This is a genomic window from Phenylobacterium sp. (assembly GCF_030693405.1).
Lineage (GTDB): Bacteria > Pseudomonadota > Alphaproteobacteria > Caulobacterales > Caulobacteraceae > Phenylobacterium.
The window spans coordinates 70,434-88,197 of record NZ_JAUYAW010000007.1 but is presented as its reverse complement, the minus strand read 5'-3'; the positions used below and the strand labels follow the sequence as shown (position 1 = coordinate 88,197).

Annotated in this window: 14 protein-coding genes; 4 read left to right on the top strand and 10 right to left on the bottom strand. The window is 67.5% G+C overall.

Features of this window, described 5'->3' with window-relative positions; translation table 11 throughout:
* The coding region (locus tag Q8N19_RS00815) for a recombinase family protein (protein WP_305587745.1) at positions 1–1,089 on the bottom strand (1,089 nt) is incomplete at its 3' end.
* A 70-nt stretch (positions 1,090–1,159) separates the two neighbouring features.
* On the opposite strand from Q8N19_RS00815, the gene Q8N19_RS00810 reads away from it, so the two are divergent.
* Complete coding sequence (locus Q8N19_RS00810; RefSeq protein ID WP_305281782.1) at positions 1,160–1,537, top strand: hypothetical protein; 378 nt, start codon at positions 1,160–1,162, stop codon at positions 1,535–1,537.
* A 140-nt stretch (positions 1,538–1,677) separates the two neighbouring features.
* Complete coding sequence (locus Q8N19_RS00805; protein ID WP_304755562.1) at positions 1,678–1,968, top strand: AlpA family transcriptional regulator; 291 nt, start codon at positions 1,678–1,680, stop codon at positions 1,966–1,968.
* On the opposite strand, the gene Q8N19_RS00800 is transcribed toward Q8N19_RS00805, so the two are convergent.
* From Q8N19_RS00800 to Q8N19_RS00770, 7 genes are all read right to left on the bottom strand, one after another.
* On the bottom strand, positions 1,940–3,196 hold the full coding sequence (locus Q8N19_RS00800) for a tyrosine-type recombinase/integrase (RefSeq protein ID WP_305587744.1): 1,257 nt from the start codon (positions 3,194–3,196) through the stop codon (positions 1,940–1,942). The genes Q8N19_RS00805 and Q8N19_RS00800 overlap by 29 nt on opposite strands.
* Positions 3,197–3,489: 293 nt before the next feature.
* Entirely contained in the window at positions 3,490–5,058 is a 1,569-nt protein-coding gene (gene guaA / locus Q8N19_RS00795; RefSeq protein WP_305587749.1) for a glutamine-hydrolyzing GMP synthase, read from the bottom strand.
* A 27-nt stretch (positions 5,059–5,085) separates the two neighbouring features.
* Positions 5,086–6,366: an RsmB/NOP family class I SAM-dependent RNA methyltransferase gene (locus Q8N19_RS00790; protein WP_305587743.1), complete on the bottom strand. Its 1,281-nt coding sequence runs from the start codon at positions 6,364–6,366 to the stop codon at positions 5,086–5,088.
* A 9-nt stretch (positions 6,367–6,375) separates the two neighbouring features.
* Positions 6,376–6,771: an MAPEG family protein gene (locus Q8N19_RS00785; RefSeq protein ID WP_305587742.1), complete on the bottom strand. Its 396-nt coding sequence runs from the start codon at positions 6,769–6,771 to the stop codon at positions 6,376–6,378.
* Between the two features lie 3 nt (positions 6,772–6,774).
* The gene (gene guaB / locus Q8N19_RS00780) at positions 6,775–8,238 is read right to left on the bottom strand and encodes an IMP dehydrogenase (RefSeq protein ID WP_305587741.1); all 1,464 of its coding nucleotides are present in this window, start codon (positions 8,236–8,238) and stop codon (positions 6,775–6,777) included.
* Positions 8,239–8,315: 77 nt separating this feature from the next.
* Complete coding sequence (locus Q8N19_RS00775) at positions 8,316–9,044, bottom strand: RlmE family RNA methyltransferase (RefSeq protein WP_305587740.1); 729 nt, start codon at positions 9,042–9,044, stop codon at positions 8,316–8,318.
* Positions 9,041–10,141: a Ppx/GppA phosphatase family protein gene (locus Q8N19_RS00770; protein ID WP_305587739.1), complete on the bottom strand. Its 1,101-nt coding sequence runs from the start codon at positions 10,139–10,141 to the stop codon at positions 9,041–9,043. Before Q8N19_RS00770 ends, Q8N19_RS00775 begins: the two co-directional genes overlap by 4 nt.
* Before the next feature lie 165 nt (positions 10,142–10,306).
* On the opposite strand from Q8N19_RS00770, the gene hspQ reads away from it, so the two are divergent.
* Complete coding sequence (gene hspQ / locus Q8N19_RS00765; protein WP_305587738.1) at positions 10,307–10,636, top strand: heat shock protein HspQ; 330 nt, start codon at positions 10,307–10,309, stop codon at positions 10,634–10,636.
* An 81-nt stretch (positions 10,637–10,717) separates the two neighbouring features.
* Positions 10,718–11,587 carry a phenylalanine 4-monooxygenase gene (phhA, locus tag Q8N19_RS00760; RefSeq protein ID WP_305587737.1) on the top strand — a complete coding sequence of 290 codons (870 nt, stop codon included), beginning with the start codon at positions 10,718–10,720 and terminating at the stop codon, positions 11,585–11,587.
* Here phhA and Q8N19_RS00755 read toward each other — a convergent pair.
* Complete coding sequence (locus tag Q8N19_RS00755; RefSeq protein ID WP_305587736.1) at positions 11,581–15,762, bottom strand: translocation/assembly module TamB domain-containing protein; 4,182 nt, start codon at positions 15,760–15,762, stop codon at positions 11,581–11,583. The two genes, phhA and Q8N19_RS00755, sit on opposite strands and share 7 nt — an antisense overlap.
* Positions 15,759–17,537, bottom strand: a complete 1,779-nt coding sequence (locus Q8N19_RS00750) for an autotransporter assembly complex family protein (RefSeq protein WP_305587735.1) — start codon at positions 17,535–17,537, stop codon at positions 15,759–15,761. Before Q8N19_RS00750 ends, Q8N19_RS00755 begins: the two co-directional genes overlap by 4 nt.
* Positions 17,538–17,764: the final 227 nt, after the last annotated feature.

Sequence of the window (17,764 nt, the reverse complement as noted above, 5' to 3'; positions counted from 1 at the left end):
CTGCGGCGGCGCTCCGGACCGGTGATCAAACTGACATGGGCCATGCTGTGCAGCTACGAGCGCTCTTAAGGACGTCCTTACGAGCACAGCATCGCCATCCACCTCACCCCGACAAGGCGGCCCCCACCGGAGGCTCACGATGATCCGTTGCGCCGCCTCGAAGAAGTCGCGTTCGACGATCCCCTCGAAAGCGCCATCGGCGCGCACCCACATGTCAGGGCTGTTCACCACCCGCTTGGCCTTCAGCTTGAAGGACGCCCGGTTGTAGACATTGTTGCCGATGTACTTCTCGTTGGTCAGGACCTGATGGACAGTGCCGCGGGTCCAAGGCCTCCCAAGATCCGTGAGGATGCCTTCGGCGTTCAGCGCCGCAGCGATCTCCGTCTCGGTCCGCCGCTGCACGACGAACATGCGGTAAAGCCGGCGCACCACCTCGACCTCTTCGGGCGGGCCGGGTTGAAGCACGACCCGGTCGGTCTGCAGACTCTTCTGTTCGCCGTGATTGAGCACAGCCTTGGGATTGCGGTGCTCGTCGACCAAATAGCGCCGAAGTCCGTAGCCGGCCGCGCCGCCCTGCCGGAAGCCCAAACGGATCAAGCGGCACTGGCCTGTGAACACCTTGACCGACAGCTCGCGACTATATTCGCCCGCCATCGCCCGCTTCATGCTCTTGATGATCGTGGCGCTTAGGCTGCCGTCATTCTCGAACTGCTCGGCGCAGTATTGGACGGCGATTCCCGCTTCACGGCAGATGAACTCGTAATAAGCGCTCTCGTCGGCATCCTGAAAACGGCCCCAGCGGCTCACATCATAGACGAGGATGGCCTTAAAGTCGGTCTTGCCGCTACGGACGTCGGCGATGAGCTGCTGAAGCGACAGCCGTCCGTCCAGGCGAAGACCGCTCTTGCCCGAGTCCTCGTAGGTCTTCACGATCTCGAATCCACGCCGCGCGGCGTACTGGGCGATGATCTCCGCTTGGTTTTCGGTCGAATATTTCTGGTGCTCAGTCGACATTCGCACATATTGCGCCGCTCGCACGGCCGTGCGCGGCGTTGCTTCAGCGCTGATTGCCTCTGATACTTCGATCACACCGGCTGCTCTCGCTGGCCCGAAAAGGACAGGTTCGATCTCCCACCAATTCTATTGGGAGTCAGAACGAATGTCGTTCTCCGAGAAAGACCGAAAAGTTCAGTCGAAAGCCGGAAATCCTTTTCCGGTCGATACGGCCCAGCCTCTCGCGCGCGCCGTTGCACTCGCGCTCAAGGCCGAGTTCGGCAGCACGCCCTCGGCGCTGAAGACGGTGGCCCAGCTCACCGCTTCGAACGAGCGGGCGGTCCGAAACTGGTTCGAGGCCAAGAACGGGCCCAGCGGCGAGAACCTGGTGGTCCTGATGCGCCATTCCGATTTGGTGCTCCGCACCGTCCTGGGGCTGGCCGATCGTCAGGATCTGGTCGTCGCGGTCGGGCTCGCAAGCTTGCGGCGTCAGTTGGTCGATGCCGTGGCCGCCATCGATGGACTGCCGCCAGCGCCCGAGTAGCCGCCTATGGGCGGACAGACGACCCCGCCGATTTGCACGCCAGAGCCGCCTGCAACCCTACGCCGGTCCACAAGCTCTTTTCACGCCGGGTCTATCGGCTCCATTCGAGGCGACACGTCACCTCCCGGGAGTCAAAGAGCATGTCGACACGGTCCGATGCGTTGAAGAAGCGGATGATCCGCAGGCATGAGCTACGCCAAATCGTGCCGCTGGCCGACACGACCATCTACGAGATGGAGCAGCGCGGAGAATTTCCCCGGCGCTTTGCGCTGACGCCGCGCTGTGTGGTCTGGGACCTCGCCGAGGTCGAAGCGTGGCTGACAGAGCGGCTGAGCAAGGCGCGGCGACAGAGCGTCGATCGAGCGCCGCACCCGGATGTGCGCAAGCGCAGGACCCGTCCCGTTAAAGCGCAGGATCAGGCGCGAGCATAGCCATCGTGGGCGGGACCAGCACCGGCGCCCGCTTCTGCCCCGCGACCCAAGCATCTACGATGTCGGACCACTCCTGCATCATGTGCCGGCGCTGATGCTCATACTCGGCCTTGTTATAGACCCCGCGCGATGAGCGGCCGTCTTCATGGGCCAGGCACTTCTCGATCCAGTCGCTGTTGAAACCCAGCTCGTTGAGAAGGGTCGAGCCGGTTCGGCGCAGATCGTGCACCGTGAAGGGCTCAAGCGGGAGGCCTTCTTTCTGAGCCCGCTCCACCACCGCATAGGTCACCCGATTGAAGGTGGCGCGCGACATGGGTGCGTCCGCATCGTAGCGCGATGGGAGCAGGTAGCGGGAATTTCCCGCGCAGGTTTTGAGCGCGATCATGATGTCGATGCACTGCTGAGACAGATAGACATTGTGCGCCTTCGATCGCTTCATCCGCTCCTTGGGGATCGTCCAGACAGCGTTCTCGAAGTCGATCTCGTCCCAGGTCGCGTCCTGTAGTTCGCTCTTGCGCACCATCGTCAGCAGGAAGAGGCGCATACCGAGCCGGATCGTGGGCAGCGTGGCGACATGCTCGAGCTGCTTCAACATCACACGAATCTCGGTCGGTGACAGCGAGCGGTCTCTCGGCACGAACGTCGCGATCGAGGCCGGCCCGACATCGTCGGCCGGATTGGCCACCTTCTCGCCGTGCAGAATCGCAAATCCGTAGATCTGTTTGAGGATGTCGCGGACGTGGATGGCGGTGGCCGGAGCACCGCGATCGACGATCTTTCCGCAATGGGCGCGAAGATCATCCGGCGTGATCTCGTGCAGCAGGCGGTTCTTCCAGACCGGCAGCAGCTCACGCTCGAAGATCGAGCGCCGCATGGCTCGGGTACTGTCAGCCATCGGCGCTTTGGTCAGCCACGTTTCTCCGAACTCTCCGAAGCTCTTGGCTTCCTTGAGGCGGCGCTTCTCCCGCTGCTTCTCTTGGGCTGGCGACCGGCCTTCAGCGACGGCGCGTTTTGCGTCGATCGTCTTTTCGCGCGCGCGGGCAAGCGAGATCCCGGTCGGGCCGTACTTGCCCAGCGTCAGCGTCTCCCGCCGGCCGTTCAAGCGGTAGTCCAATCGGAACGTCACCGTACCCGACGTGGAAACATGAACGTAAAGCCCGTCACGGTCCGTGACCTTGTAGGCTTTCTCGCGTGATTTCAGATTCTTAAGCGCCACATCGGTGAGCATACGGGCTCCTTCACGACAGAAATACCGTCGGCCCGATTTCGGTATCCCTCTAGACCTTTTATCTTGCGTTTTCCGCGTGTTAGGTCTTAAAAAATACCGTCATGTAAGCCGATGTCCCTGACGGTATCGCCCTTGGCGGCATGGTGCAAGTTTGCGGCATACCGTCGCGCAGGCCGTCAGCGCGAGCCGCTGCCCCCCGATTGATCTCGATAGATGCCGGAAGATAACTTTTTTATTTCAGTAGCTTAGTGGCACTTTGGCGAAAGATGCCGATAGGCCCAAACGGGCCTGAATCATTCCCACTCGATCGTGCCCGGCGGTTTCGACGTCACGTCATAGACGACACGGTTGACGCCGCGGACCTCGTTGATGATCCGGGTGGCGGCCTTGCCCAAGACCTCCCAGGGGAACTCGAAGAAGTCGGCGGTCATGCCGTCTGTCGAGGTGACCGCGCGCAGAGCGCAGACATTTTCGTAGGTGCGGGCGTCGCCCATGACGCCGACCGTCTTCACCGGGAGCAGGACGGCGAAGGCCTGCCAGATCGAGTCATAGAGTCCCGCCTTGCGGATTTCGTCGAGATAGATGGCGTCGGCCTGCTGCAACACCGCCACGGCTTCAGGCGTGATCTCGCCGGGAATGCGGATGGCCAGGCCCGGCCCGGGGAACGGATGGCGGCCGACGAAGGCTGGCGGCAGGCCAAGCTCGACGCCGAGCGCCCGGACCTCGTCCTTGAACAGCTCCCGCAGGGGCTCCACGAGCTTGAGCTTCATATAGTCCGGCAGGCCGCCGACATTGTGGTGGCTCTTGATCACCGCCGAGGGGCCGCCCCGGGCCGAGACGCTCTCGATCACGTCGGGATAGAGGGTGCCCTGGGCGAGGAAGGCGGCGCCTTCGATCTTGGCGGCCTCGCGGTCAAAGACCTCGACGAACAGCCGCCCGATGGTCTTACGCTTGGTCTCGGGGTCAGAGACGCCAGCCAGCTCGCCCAGGAACTGCTCGCCCGCGTCCACATGGATCAGGGGGATGTTGTAGTGGTCGCGGAACATGGTCACGACCTGCTCGGCCTCATTGTGCCGCAGGAGGCCCGTATCGACGAAGACGCAGGTCAGCTGGTCGCCAATGGCCTCATGGATCAGGACCGCCGCCACCGAGGAATCGACCCCGCCCGACAGGCCGCAGATCACCTTGCCCTCGCCCACCTGCTCGCGAATGCGCTCGACCATCTCCTGGCGGAAGGCCTTCATGGTCCAGTCGCCCTTCAGACCGGCGATCTTGTGGGTGAAGTTGCGCAGGATCAGCGCCCCGCGCGGCGTATGGGCGACCTCCGGATGGAACTGGATGCCGTAAAAGCGCCGCCCCTCGTCGGCGATCACGGCGTAGGGCGAGCCCTCCGAGGCGGCCACGACGTGGAAACCCTCAGGAATGGCGGTGATCTTGTCACCATGGCTCATCCAGACGGTCTCCTTGGCGCCCACCCCGCCCAGGCCGTCTAGCAGCGGGCTTTCCCGCTCGATCAGAATTTCGGCACGGCCGAACTCCCGGTGGTGGCCGCTCTCCACCGCCCCGCCCAGCTTGGCGCACATGTGCATCTCGCCATAGCAGATGCCCAGCACCGGCACGCCGAGCTCGAAGACCCGAGGCGTGACCTTAGGCGCCTCGTCCTCATGGGCGCTGGCCGGTCCGCCGGACAGGATGACCGCCTTGGGCGCATAGACATCCAGCATCGCCTCGATCTTGTCGTAGGGATGGATCTCGCAATAGACGCCGTTCTCCCGCAGGCGCCGGGCGATCAGCTGGGTCACCTGGCTGCCGAAATCGACGATCAGGACGCGCTCGTGGTTGGGTTCGAGAAGCTCGGTCATGGCGGAGGCCTTGGTCATTCGGTCGGTTTAGCGCGCACGCTCCAGCACGGCGACGAAGAAGCCATCGGTCTGGGCGCCGGCCGGCGTCAGGCGCAGATAGCCCTGCGGCGTGAGCCAGGGGGCAAGTTCGGAGCGTTCGGTGGCGGGCCGGACGGTAAAGGCCCCGGCCTGCCGGGCCAGGAAGGCCTCCACCCGGTCCTCGTCCTCGCGGGGGAGGATGGAGCAGGTCACATAGATGATGCGTCCCCCGGGGCGCACGAAGGTGGCCCCGTGATCCAGCACCTGGTCCTGGTCAGCCATGCGGCGCTCCAGCGCTTCGGGGCTCAGACGCCACTTGGTGTCCGGATGACGGCGCCAGGAGCCTGAGCCTGAGCAGGGGGCGTCGATGAACACGACGTCCATCTTGCCTTCCAGACCCGCCAGGGGCTCGGCGTTCACCGGCGAACGGATCTGCAGGTTGCGAACCCCTGCCCGTTCCCCTCTGCGAATGGTGTCGGTCAGCCGCCGGGCGTCAGAGTCGTAGGCGTAGATCTGGCCGGTGTTGCTCATGGCTGAGGCGAGGGCCAGGGTCTTGCCGCCGCCTCCGGCGCAAAGGTCGAGGACCTGACGCCCCTTCACCTCGCCGGCGCAGGCCGCCGCGATCTGAGAGCCCAGGTCCTGCACTTCGAACCAGCCCTTGGAGAAGGCGGGGATGGTCTCCACCGCGCCGGCCCGCCGCGACGGGTCGGGCGCCGGCATCCGGATGGCGCCTTCCAGCAGGTCGACGGTTTCTGGCCCCAGGGGCGAAAGCGCCTTCAGGGCGCGAATGGGATCGGTTTTCAGCAGATTGACCCGCAGATCGACCGGCGCCCGCTGGGCGAGCGCCTGAGCCTCGGCGACCCGGCGATCGCCAAAGGCGCGGCCCAGGTCTTCGTCCAGCCAGTCGGGATAGTCGCCGCGCACGGGATCAGGGGCGGCCACCAAATCAGCCGGCGCCTCGAGGGCCGCAGCCTCAGCCGCGCTGAGGGCGCCTGGACCGTGTTCCTCGTCGGCGCAGGCCTCGGCGATCGCCTGGCTCGTCCAGCCCCACTCGAACTTCAGGGCGGCGATCGCCGCGGCGCGGTTGGTGTCGGCGCCCATCCGCCAACCCAGAGAGCGTCGCTTGCGCAGGACATCCAGCACCAGGCCTGAGACAAAGGCCCGGTCCTTGGACCCGGCGAACCGCGAACGCTCGCCCCAGGTCTTCAGGGCCAGGCGCGCCGGTCGGTGGCGGGTTTCGATGTCGTCGAGAACCTCTATGGCCGCAGCCAGGCGTCCGCCGTCACGCACTGGGTCGCCTCACAGGAAAATGGCCGCGACCACCATGCCGAGCCCGATCATGGCGGCGAACCAGACGAGGCTCCGCACCATGGGAATCCCGGCGGCATAGATCGGGACATAGAGGGCGCGGGCGACCACATAGGTGATGCTGCCCCACAGGGTCAGGTCCCCCAGCTTGCCGCCCAGATAGGCGACGATCACCGCGACGGCGAAGAGGGGGAACGTCTCGAGGAAGTTGCGCAGGGCCCGGTCGAGGCGGGCTGCGACCCCATCGATGGGCCGCACCTCGTCCCGCGGACCGGCCGCCCACGTCAGACCCTGCTGGCGGCGTGCGGCGGCCGCGCCCCAGAGGATCTGAACAAGCCCGATCAGGACGGCGACGGCGAGCAGCTTCAGCTCGATGGCCATGGTCATGGCCTAGATCCCGCTCGGATAGTTGGGCGCCTCGCGGGTGATCATGACGTCGTGGACGTGGCTTTCGCGCAGACCAGCCCCGGTGATGCGGATGAACCGCGCCCGCTCCCGGAACTGCTGCAGATTGCCGGCCCCCACATAGCCCATGGCCGCCCGCAGGCCCCCGACCATCTGGTGGACGATGGGGGCGATCGGCCCCTTGAACGGCACCTGGCCCTCGATGCCTTCAGGCACCAGCTTCAGGGCGTCGGAGACTTCCTTCTGGAAGTAGCGGTCAGCCGAACCGCGGGACATGGCGCCCAGGGAGCCCATGCCGCGATAGGCCTTGTAGGAGCGGCCCTGATACAGGAACACCTCGCCCGGCGCCTCGTCGACGCCGGCGAAGACCGAGCCCATCATCGCCACCTGGGCGCCGGCGGCGAGCGCCTTGGCCAGGTCGCCGGAATACTTGATGCCGCCGTCGGCGATGACCGGCACGCCGGAATCGCCTGAGGCGCGGACGGCGTCCATGATGGCGGTCAGCTGCGGCACGCCCACGCCGGCCACCACGCGGGTGGTGCAGATGGAGCCAGGGCCGATGCCGACCTTCACCGCGTCAGCGCCGGCGTCGATCAGGGCGCGAGCGCCGTCATAGGTGGCGACGTTGCCGGCGATCACCTGGACCCGGTTACTCTCGGCCTTGATCCGTCCGACGGCGCGGCCGACGTCAGCGTTGTGGCCGTGGGCGGTGTCGATCACCACCACGTCCACGCCGGCGTCGATCAGCGCCATGGAGCGTTCATAGCCGGCGTCACCGACCGTGGAGGCCGCGCCCACCAGCAGGCGGCCCTTGCTGTCCTTGGCGGCCAGCGGATGGGCCTGAGCCTTCTCGATGTCCTTGACGGTGATCAGGCCGACGGCGCGATAGGCGTCGTCCACCACGATCAGGCGCTCGATCTTGTTGCGCCGGAGCAGTTCGTGGGCCTCGGCCTGCTCGACGCCTTCCTTGACCGTAACAAGCTTGTCCTTGGTCATGATCGCGCTGGCCGGCATGGCGTCGCTGGCCTCGAAGCGCATGTCCCGATTGGTCAGGATGCCCACCAGCTTGCCGGTGTTGCGCTCCACCACCGGGAAGCCCGAGATGCGGCGGCGCGCCTTGATCTCGCGGACCTCGCCAAGCGTTGTGTCCGGGTGGATGGTCAGCGGATTGATGACCATACCGCTTTCATAGCGCTTCACCTCGCGGACCTGATCGGCCTGCTCCTCGACGGTGAAGTTGCGATGCAGCACGCCCAGGCCGCCAGCCTGCGCCATGGCGATGGCGAGCCGACTTTCGGTGACCGTGTCCATGGCTGAGGACACGAGGGGTATGTTCAGCCGGATCTCTCGGGTCAGCCGTGTGGTCGTGTCCACCTGGGTGGGCATGACCTCGGACGCGCCGGGTTCGAGCAAAACATCGTCGAAGGTGAGCCCTTCGCGAATCTCCATGAGACTCTCCGTTTTGCGAGCCGCGTATAAGCCGTCCGGCGCGGTGGGAGCAAGGGCCGTGGGCGCCGCAGCGCAAATTAGGCCAGATCGCCCTGCGGATCGCGCCGGCCTTTGAAGCCGGTGGCGACGATATAGGTCTCCGAGGAGTCCGCGCGGCTGGCCTTGGGTTTGACGTTACGCACGGTCGCAAAGTCCAGGCGCAGCTTCTGGATCAGGTCGCCGACCTCGCCGCCCTGGAAGGCCTTGATGGCGAAGGCGCCGCCGGGCTTCAGCACGCTGATGGCGAAGGCCGTTGCCACCTCGATCAGGCCAACGATGCGCAGGTGGTCGGTCTGGCGGTGGCCCACCGTATTAGGCGCCATGTCCGACAGCACCAGGTCCGGCGGGCCGCCCAGCAGGTCGATCAGCATCGGGCCGCACTCGGGATCGGTGAAGTCCATCTGCAGGATGTGAGCCGGCGGCATGGGGTCGACCGGCAACAGGTCGACGGCGGCGATGTGGGTCACGCCCCGCTCGATGGCCACCTGCGTCCAGCCGCCAGGCGCGACCCCCAGGTCGATGACCCGAACGCCCGGCTTCAGGAAGTGAAACTTGTCGTCGATCTCGATCAGCTTGTAGGCCGCCCGCGACCGATAGCCATGGGCGCGGGCCTTGGCGGCGAAGGGGTCGTTGATCTGGCGCTCCAGCCAGGCCTGGGACGAGGGCGTCCGCTGCTTGGCCGTTTTCAGGCGCGCGGGCTTGGAGCGGCCTTCATCGCTGCCGCCGGTGGGCAGGCGGACCATCCGTTTGCGAGGGGGCTCGGTCATGCTGGCGCCTTGCTGCTGTCGCCCGCCCGGCGGCGGCGGGGGCCGCGACGGCGACGTCGTCGCCCGCCCTTATCGGACATCAGCGAGATTAGCACGCCTTCGCGCAATCCACGGTCCGCCACCCGAACCCGCGAGCACGGCCAGAGCTCCTGCACTGCCTGAAGGATGGCGGCGCCGGCCAGGACCAGATCGGCGCGGTCCGGCCCGATGCAGGGCTGCTGAGCCCGCTCGGCCGGGGTCAGGGCCAGCAGCCTGTCGGCGGCCCGGTCGCAATCGGCGCGGGTCATCCAGATGCCATCCACCCGCGAGCGGTCATAGCGCTCCAGCCCCAGATGCAGGCCCGCCAGGCTGGTGATGGCGCCCGAGGTTCCCACCAGATGGGCTCCATCGGCCTCAAAGACCGGCCGCAGGGACTCAGCCCGGCGGAAGGCGCTGATCTCGGCCTTGACCGCCTCGACCATGGCCCGGAACCACTGTTGGGTTGGGGCGTCGCCCTCAGGAAAGCGCTCGGCCAGGGTCACGACCCCGATCGGAATGGAGAGCCAGGCCTTGATCGGGGGAGTCTTGTCGGCCGCCTGGGGCGCGCCGCTAAGATCGACCCAGGACATTTCGGTGGAGCCGCCGCCCACATCCACCACCAGGGCGGCCTGCGCCTCCCGGTCGAGCAGGCCGAGGCAGCCGGCCACCGACAGGCGGGCCTCCTCGTGCGGGGTGATGACCTGCAGATTCAGGCCCGTCTCCTGGGCGACGCGGGCCACAAAGGCCTCGCCATTCGTCGCCGAACGGCAGGCCTGGGTAGCCACGGCGCGCAGCTTGACAACGCGCCGGCGGCGCACCTTCTCGGCGCTGACCGCCAGGGCGGCCAGGGCGCGGTCCATGGCCGCATCCGACAGGCGGCCCGTCTGGGAAAGTCCCTCCCCCAGCCGCACGATTCGCGAATAGGCCTCGACCACCCGGAACCCGCCAGCCGACGGGGTGGCGATCAGCAGCCGGCAATTGTTGGTCCCAAGGTCGAGGGCCGCATAGCAGGGCCCGTCCCTGGTCGTCTTGTCCCGCGCACGCAACCTGGTGTCGGGCGCTCTCGGCGCCTCTGACATGGACCGCCACCTGTCCCTTTGCAGCCGGTCAGAAAAGACCGCCGGCTCGTTTCAGAGGCGACTGTAGCAAGCGTACTCGCCCGCCGAAAGGCGTCGCCTTGCGCCACATGACAGGATGATTACGTTCACCTCCCGGTCAGAAAACGTGGTGTACAAACCCCTGTCATGGAACCTCGTCGCGCCAAGTACGCCATTGGTCAGGTGGTCCGGCACAGGATCTTCCCCTTCCGGGGCGTGATCTTCGATGTCGATCCCGAGTTCGCCAACAGCGAAGACTGGTGGCTGTCGATTCCCGTGGACGTGCGCCCGCACAAGGATCAGCCCTTCTACCACCTGCTGGCCGAGAACCAGGAAAGCGCCTACGTGGCCTATGTCTCCGAGCAGAACCTTCTGCCCGATGAGACAGGCGAGCCGGTCGCTCACCCTCAGGCCGCCCTGCTGTTCGATTCCTTCCACGGCGACCACTACACGCTGCGCCCCCGGATCAGCCACTAGGCGCAATTTTTAATCCGTCGATTGACGTTTTCACGTCAAATTCGAACGGATATTTCCGCGCACCCAGCGCATTCTCTCCCTATGGACGGGAGCCACACTTCATCTGAGCCACCATCCGGCGCCGGCGCCGACTGGACCATCGATCAGGGCTGGGACACCTATTCCCGCGCCGAACACCAGGTCTGGACCACCCTCTATGAGCGCCAGACGGCGCTCCTTCAGGACCGCGCATGCGAGCCCTTCCTCAGGGGACTCGAAGCCCTGGACCTGCATGGCGACGGCATTCCTGACTTTCGCCAGATCAACGCCCAGCTGATGGGCCTGACCGGTTGGCAGGTGGTCGCGGTCCCAGGTCTGGTCCCGGACGCCGTCTTCTTCGAGCACCTGGCCAATCGCCGCTTTCCCGCGGGGCGGTTCATCCGCACCCGTGACCAGCTGGACTATCTGCAGGAGCCTGACGTCTTTCACGACGTGTTCGGCCATGTGCCGATGCTCACCGATCCCGTGTTCGCCGACTATATGGCCGCCTATGGCCGCGGCGGCATGCGGGCGCTCAGCAAGGGTCATCTGGCCCACCTCGCCCGCCTCTACTGGCACACGGTGGAGTTCGGCCTGATGCGCACCGACGCTGGGCTGCGCATCTATGGCGCCGGAATCGTCTCGTCCCGGGCGGAGTCGGTGTTCTGCCTGGACGATCCATCGCCCCATCGCCTGGACTTCGACCTCGTCCGGGTGATGCGCACGCCCTACCGGATCGACGACTTCCAGCCGACCTACTTCGTCATCCCCTCGCTGGAGGAGCTGCTGGCCGCCAGTCTGCAGGATTTCGGACCCATCTATGAGGCGCTGGAGAGCCTAGATGACATCCCGATCGGCGAGGTGGCCCGAGCCGATGGGATCATTCATCGCGGAAGCCAGACCTACCATCTGAGTCGCTCGGATCCTCAGTAGTCCCGGCGCCAGCGGACAGCGAGGCGGCTGTCCCCCTCGCCCGTCAGGCGCGACACGATGGAGAGGTTGCGCCTCACCTGCCACTCGACCTGAGCCGTAGCGCCGCCACGGCCCCCGCCGATGATCTCCAGATAGACGTCGTCGGTCAGGTACTTGCCCCCAGCCACCGTCACCCCGGACGTCTCGTCACCGCCCAGGCTCAGGCGGTCGAGGCCGGCGAACTCCCGCAGGTTGCCCACGATGTCGAACCCGCCGCCGCCAGCGAGGGACGACAGGGCCGCGGCCAGCTGGGCCGCCTCGATGGTGGACAGTTGCGAGGCCGAGCGTCCGAACAGCACCTGCGACAGCACCTCGTCGTCCGGCAGCACAGGCGTTGAGGTCAGGCGGATGCTCGGCTTGGCGGCAGTCCCGCTGACACGGATCACGGCGGTCAGAGACGGATCGTCCCGGGTCGCCGTCAGGTCCAGGCGGATATTGGCCGGCGAGGTGGACAGATAGACCACGCCACGGGAATCGAACTCGAACCGCTTGCCGGCGAACTCGTAGTCGCCGCGCACCACCCGCGCCTGTCCTGACAGGATCGGTCGGGCGGTCGACCCGGTCACCCGGGCGTCCAGCGACATCTCCATGTCGAGGCCCCGGCCCCGCAGGAAGACGCCGCGCGGCGCATTTAGGCTGACATCCAGGGCCCAGCCTTCGCCCTGCCGTTGCGGCTGGAGGCGAAGGTTCTGGCGCAGGTCCAGCTCCAGCGGCCGATTGCGCTCCACCACCTCGATGCTGACCACGCCTGAAGGGGTCGGCGGATCTGCGGCGACCTCCGCATTGTCCACCCGCAGATCGCCCGAAAGGCGGACCTTGCCCTCGGCGTTGCGGTTGATGGTCACTTCGCCGCTGGCGTCGGCCTGGGCGATGTCGTTGTCGATCAGTCGGAAGCCGTCGAGACGAAGGCGGAAGCCCGAGACCCCGCCCCGGTAGAGGCTGATCTGGCCCGCGCCGTCAACGCGCCCGCCGGAGCCGTCCACACCGCGGGCTCGGCTGACATCGATGACCCGTTCCGACAGCACGGCGGCGACGCTCATCTCTCGAAGGCTCAGCCCGGTCGGCGCATCGTCGAACCGCCCGTTCTCCAGGCTGGCCCGGCCCGACAGGCTGGGATCGGCCAGTGTGCCAGCGATCTGGCCATTGATCTGGACCCGGCCGGCCAGGGTGCGGTCGCCGTCCACCAGCAGGGCCCAGAGCGGCTCCACATCCCCATCGGCGAACACGCGGCCGCTGACGGGACGTCGCCGGTCGAGCGCAAGCCGGAACGGGCGGGCAGAGGCTTCCGTGGGCAGGTTCAGGTCGGCCTCGGCGCGCAGCCCCTGTTCATTGCTGACCTCGGCCTTCACGGTCATGGTCTCGTCATTCAGCTCGACCTCAAGCACCCCATCCAGCCCCTGGATCCGGGGGCTCCCACGCCCGCGGGCGTCCGCCAGACGGGCCCCAAGGGAGCCGACCAGCTCGCCGTCCCGGCCCGACAGGGTGAGGTTGGCGTTCACCCGTCCGGCCAGATCGGGGTTGATGACATCGAGACCCAGATTGGTGATCTCGGCTTCCACATCGGCGATGGCCCCGGCCAGTCGGCCGTCGATGTCCACCCGTCCGCCATCCTCGGTCCCCAGGAGGATACGCGCCGTACGGACATCTCCCCCCAGGCGGAGGATGGCCGGCTGGATGGTGGACACTTCGCGTCCCCCATAGGCGCCCCGCCCCATGAAGGTCAGGGTGCGGGCGCGCTCGGCCTCAGCCAGGGCGCCGCCGCCCGCCACGTCCCAGCGCTCGCCCCCATGGCCGCCGCTGGCCGACAGCTCATAGGCCAGCTGGTCCATCGGACCCTGGGCGCTCAGCCGGCCGGCGACGATGGCCAGTTCGCTGCCCACCGGGACGGCGTCACGTATCCGCAGATCGAGATCGGCCATGGGCGCATCCACGCCATCGACGATCTGAACCTCGCCTGTCACCGCGCCGCGGGCCAGGATTGCGCCAGGTCCGATGGTCAGACGCAGGTCGGCCCGCGACGGCGTCGCGCGACGCAGGCTGAGGTCGCCCTGTAAGGTCACCCCTCCCGCATCCACATCGATACGGCGAAGATCCACGCCCGAGGTGGGCAGGGCGAAGTCGGCGCGGCCCCGGGCCGGGCCATACTGGCTCTCAGCCGCCAGGGTGACCTGGCCTGCCGAGCCCGCGGTCTGGCTGCGGCCGAAACTCAGGGTGAGGACCGCCTGCCTCAGCGGCATACGGGGCAGATCGACCTCGTCAAACCGGGCGGTCAGGTCGAGTTTCGGCGCCGAGACGGTCCCGGTCAGGGCGCCGCTGCCGTCAGCCGATCCATCGAACTCGGCGGGACCAGCCTGCAGGGGGCCTTGAGCCGACCAGTCGACCTTGAACCGCAGGTCACCCTCGGGACCATAGACCCCTGCCGCCTGCGCCTCGAGGGCGCGGCCATTGAGCCTGGCCTCCTGCAGGGCGAGACGACCGCCGCCATAGTCGGCCTGGGCCCGCAAGTGCGGGGTCGGCCCGAGGAGACGGTCAAGCTGGGCATAACCTGTGCCCAGGTCGGCGCCGCGGCCTTCCAGACGCAGGCTCCAGGGGCCTTCCCGGCGACCGCGCTCGGCTGACCAGGTCAGGTTCACCAGCCCCGCCGCGCCGGCCCGCGCGGCAGCGAGATTCGACAGACGTGCGGTTCCCCGGGCGTTCAAACCGCCCAGCAGCCCACGGCCGCCCCGGGCTTCAACCGCAAGGCCGTCACCGGTGGCGTTCAGCTCACGAACCAGCAGACGCCCGTCATTCAGGCGCTCGGCGTCCAGAAAGACCCGCGGTTGGGGGCCCAGCAAGGCGTTCAGATATCCCTCGCCTGCCCCGCCCGCGCCCCGCAGGTCGGTCTCGATGGCGATCCCCCGTCGATTGCGCTCCAGGCTCACCGGACCAGCCACCGACCCCAGACTGTAACCGCCTGTCGCAAGGTCGCTGGCCGACACATCACCCGCGAAGGTGAGCTCCTGCGGCGTTCCGGACAGCACGCCGGACAGTCGCGTAGCGCCCATCTCGGGGCCGCCAGTAAGCTGCGAGAGCTGCGGTGTCTGCAGCACCAGGCTCAGGCCCTGGGGACCTGTCCGCCGCTCGCCGGGATGAACCTGGCCGACCGCCCGGGCCGTCAGGTTGTCGGCCCCCAGGCGCGCGGTCATGGCGTAGAGGCCGTCCTCAACCCCTTGGCCCTGGATATCGAAGGTGACCTCGTCGCCGAGGCGCGCCGCCAGGGGCGCCGTGAGGCTTGAGGCGCCCAGCGACACCCGCCCGACAGCCCGGCCGCCGAGCTCATTCCAGCCGCCATTGGCCCGCAGCGGGGTCGTGGCGCCGGACTGGGCGAGGGCCTCGAAACGCCCGTCCGGCCCCTCGCCCGCGGCGTCGATACGAAGCCGGAACGGCTGGTCCGCGGGCAGGCCCAGGGCGCCGGCGATCGCGCCCCCTTGCGCCTCCAGCGCCGAAACATCGACCAGCAGCGGCCGCCGGGGGCCGAGATCGAAGGCGACGTCTAGGTGATCCCCAGACCGCAGCAGGCTGCGGGCGCTGATCTCCCCGGACTGGCCCCGCCCCTTCCGACGCACGTCGAGCTGGGCGGTGACGTCGAAAAGGCCGCGCTCGTAGCTGAACTCCGGCGAAGCGGCCAGCCGCAGGCGGGCCTGGTCGACGACGATACGGACCGGCAGCCCGCTGGTTTCATCCTTCTTGGGCGTCAGGGTCGGCCTGCGCAGCAGCCTCACCTCCTCGGCGGTCAGCCGTTCGGCATGAAAGCGCCGGCGCAGCAGCTCCAGATAGTTCCACTGCAAGGCGATGTTGTCGGCCTCGAGCCAGACCCCGTCCTCGTCGGTGATGGTCAACCGGCGGATGCGGATATCGCGGAACAGGTCACCCTCGAGCCCTTCGATCTTCAGATTGCCGAAGCGGCCGATGGCCAGCCCGTCGGTGCGCGCCTCGATCAGCCCCATGGTCGGCGGCGCCATGGCGCCGAACCGTACGGCGGCGAAGAGGATGCCGATCAGGGCGACCAGGGCCACAGCGGCGACGGCCAGCCGGCGCTTCAGGCGCGGGCGGGCGGGCGTCACCGCCTCATCCTGGGGCTCAAGCTCGAGACTCAAAAGCTTTGTCCGATACTGAGATAGATCTGGAAGGCGCCATCCCGCTTGTCGGCGTCAAGGGGGATGGCGATATCGGCGCGGATCGGCCCAAAGCCCAGGTCGTAGCGGACGCCGACCCCTATGCCGACGCTGAGATTGTCCCCATTGGGCGTCATCTCGTCGCCCACCGAGCCCGCATCCACAAAGGCCACCACGCCCCAGCGATCGGTGAGCTTGCGACGGGCTTCCAGGCTCACCTCCACCAGCGACAGACCACCCCGCGGGGTGTTGTCGGACAGGCGTGGGCCCACCGCCTGATAGGCGTAGCCGCGGACCGAGCCGCCGCCGCCAGCGTAGAACCTGCGAGAGGCCGGCACGTCCGGCAGTTCGCCGCCCACGAGGCTGCCCACCCGCAGGCGGCCGGCTATGACGGTCCGGGCCTGATCGTCCAGGGGCAGATAGGCCGCGCCCTGGGCGGAGACCTCCAGATAGGGCAAGGCCTCGTCCCCGGCGATGTAGGTCGGCTCCAGCCGCGTGTCGACGCGCCAACCCTGGGTCGGATCGAGCCGGTCATTGGAGCGGTCGAGGGAGACTGCGCCGAACACCGCCGCGGTGATCAGGTCACGACCCAGCGGCGAGAGCGTGCGCGCCTCCTTCTCGTCGTTTCGCGAGAAATCGAGGGATGCGCCGACGGTGACAAAGGAATTGGCGCCATAGCGACGGCGCAAGTCCGCTCCGACGCCAACGCCCGTCTCCTCATAGGCGTCGGTTTCATTGCGGTAGGCGCCGGCGTTCAGATGCAGGGTCTGGGCGGCGCGACGCCAGTGCGGCAGGGTCAGGTCGCCGCCGATCCGGCTATCAAGCTCCGAGAGCCTCGCCACCAGGGCCAGGGTGTCGGCCCGGCCCAGGACGTTGTAGCGGCTCCACCGGGAATCAACGCCGAAGCCCTCGAGGGTCGAATAGCTGGCGCCCAGTTCGAGGGTGCGGCGGGGACGGTCAGCCAGCCCGACGAGAACACGGCGCCGGCCTTGTTCGTCCACATCGTCCTTTGCCGACAGGGCGACCGTGACGGTGTCGTAGACGCCGGTGTCCAGCAGCCGCCGCTCAAGCTCGGCCACGTCCTCCGGATCATAGACGTCTCCCTCCCGCCAGGGGCGCAGCTGGTCCAGCCAGGCGGGGTTGGTGCGACCATCGGTGTCGAGGACGAGGCCATCGAGGCGAACCAGATCTCCGGCGGAAATGCGGAAGGTCGGCCGCACCGTGTTGTCGGCATGATCGACAATCACCTCGCGGGGATCGGGGGTGGCGTCGGCATAGCCGGACTGGCGCACCGTGGCGACGATCCGGCCCTCGGCGGCCACGACCTCCGCCGATCGGCCCGGATCGCCCAAGTTCAGCCCCATCGCCTCCTCGGCCTCAAGGCGGGCCTCCCCATCCGGAGCGGCGCCTGTCCAGGCGACTTGAAGATCAGCGAAGACGAACCGCGGGCCGGGGACGATCGCGACGACGGGGCGTGGCGGCTCGTCCTCGCTAACCTCGGCCTCGACGGCGTAGGCGTAGTAGCCCTCTGAGCGGAGCACGGCGACCGCATCCTCGGCCGCATCGCGCGCCCGACGGCGCGCCTGGAAGCGATTCTCGACCGGCCGGTCCGCCTCGCCGATCGCTCGGACGATGCGCTCGCGCAGATCTGAGCCGAGCTCTCCGGCCACGTCGGCGCGTGGCTCGGCCCGCGCGGAACCCGCGCCATAGACACAGAGGGCAGCCGTGGCGACGGCTGCGAAGGCAAGTCGTCCCACGCAATCACCTTTAAGCCCCCGACGCACCCCCTGTAACGAGGGGACGCCCCCCTGTCACCCCGCCGTCTTCGCCCATTTATTTGGCGCCCGGCGCCTGTTTTTGCGCCGCCGACGTTACAGGGCGACGATCACGCTCGCAGTCTCTAGGCTCAGCCTGCGGCTTGCGGTTTCGAGGACGTGAGCGGGTGGAGTAGGGCGTGGCGACAGCGCAGAGATCCGAAGAGATC

Excerpts from the sequence above, each read along its gene's own strand:
- hspQ (WP_305587738.1), top strand. The coding sequence starts at position 10,307 with ATGGAACCTCGTCGCGCCAAGTACGCCATTGGTCAGGTGGTCCGGCAC.
- guaA (WP_305587749.1), bottom strand. The coding sequence starts at position 5,058 with ATGACCGAGCTTCTCGAACCCAACCACGAGCGCGTCCTGATCGTCGAT.
- Q8N19_RS00805 (WP_304755562.1), top strand. The coding sequence starts at position 1,678 with ATGTCGACACGGTCCGATGCGTTGAAGAAGCGGATGATCCGCAGGCAT.
- Q8N19_RS00785 (WP_305587742.1), bottom strand. The coding sequence starts at position 6,771 with ATGACCATGGCCATCGAGCTGAAGCTGCTCGCCGTCGCCGTCCTGATC.
- Q8N19_RS00770 (WP_305587739.1), bottom strand. The coding sequence starts at position 10,141 with ATGTCAGAGGCGCCGAGAGCGCCCGACACCAGGTTGCGTGCGCGGGAC.
- Q8N19_RS00800 (WP_305587744.1), bottom strand. The coding sequence starts at position 3,196 with ATGCTCACCGATGTGGCGCTTAAGAATCTGAAATCACGCGAGAAAGCC.
- phhA (WP_305587737.1), top strand. The coding sequence starts at position 10,718 with ATGGACGGGAGCCACACTTCATCTGAGCCACCATCCGGCGCCGGCGCC.
- Q8N19_RS00810 (WP_305281782.1), top strand. The coding sequence starts at position 1,160 with ATGTCGTTCTCCGAGAAAGACCGAAAAGTTCAGTCGAAAGCCGGAAAT.
- Q8N19_RS00775 (WP_305587740.1), bottom strand. The coding sequence starts at position 9,044 with ATGACCGAGCCCCCTCGCAAACGGATGGTCCGCCTGCCCACCGGCGGC.
- guaB (WP_305587741.1), bottom strand. The coding sequence starts at position 8,238 with ATGGAGATTCGCGAAGGGCTCACCTTCGACGATGTTTTGCTCGAACCC.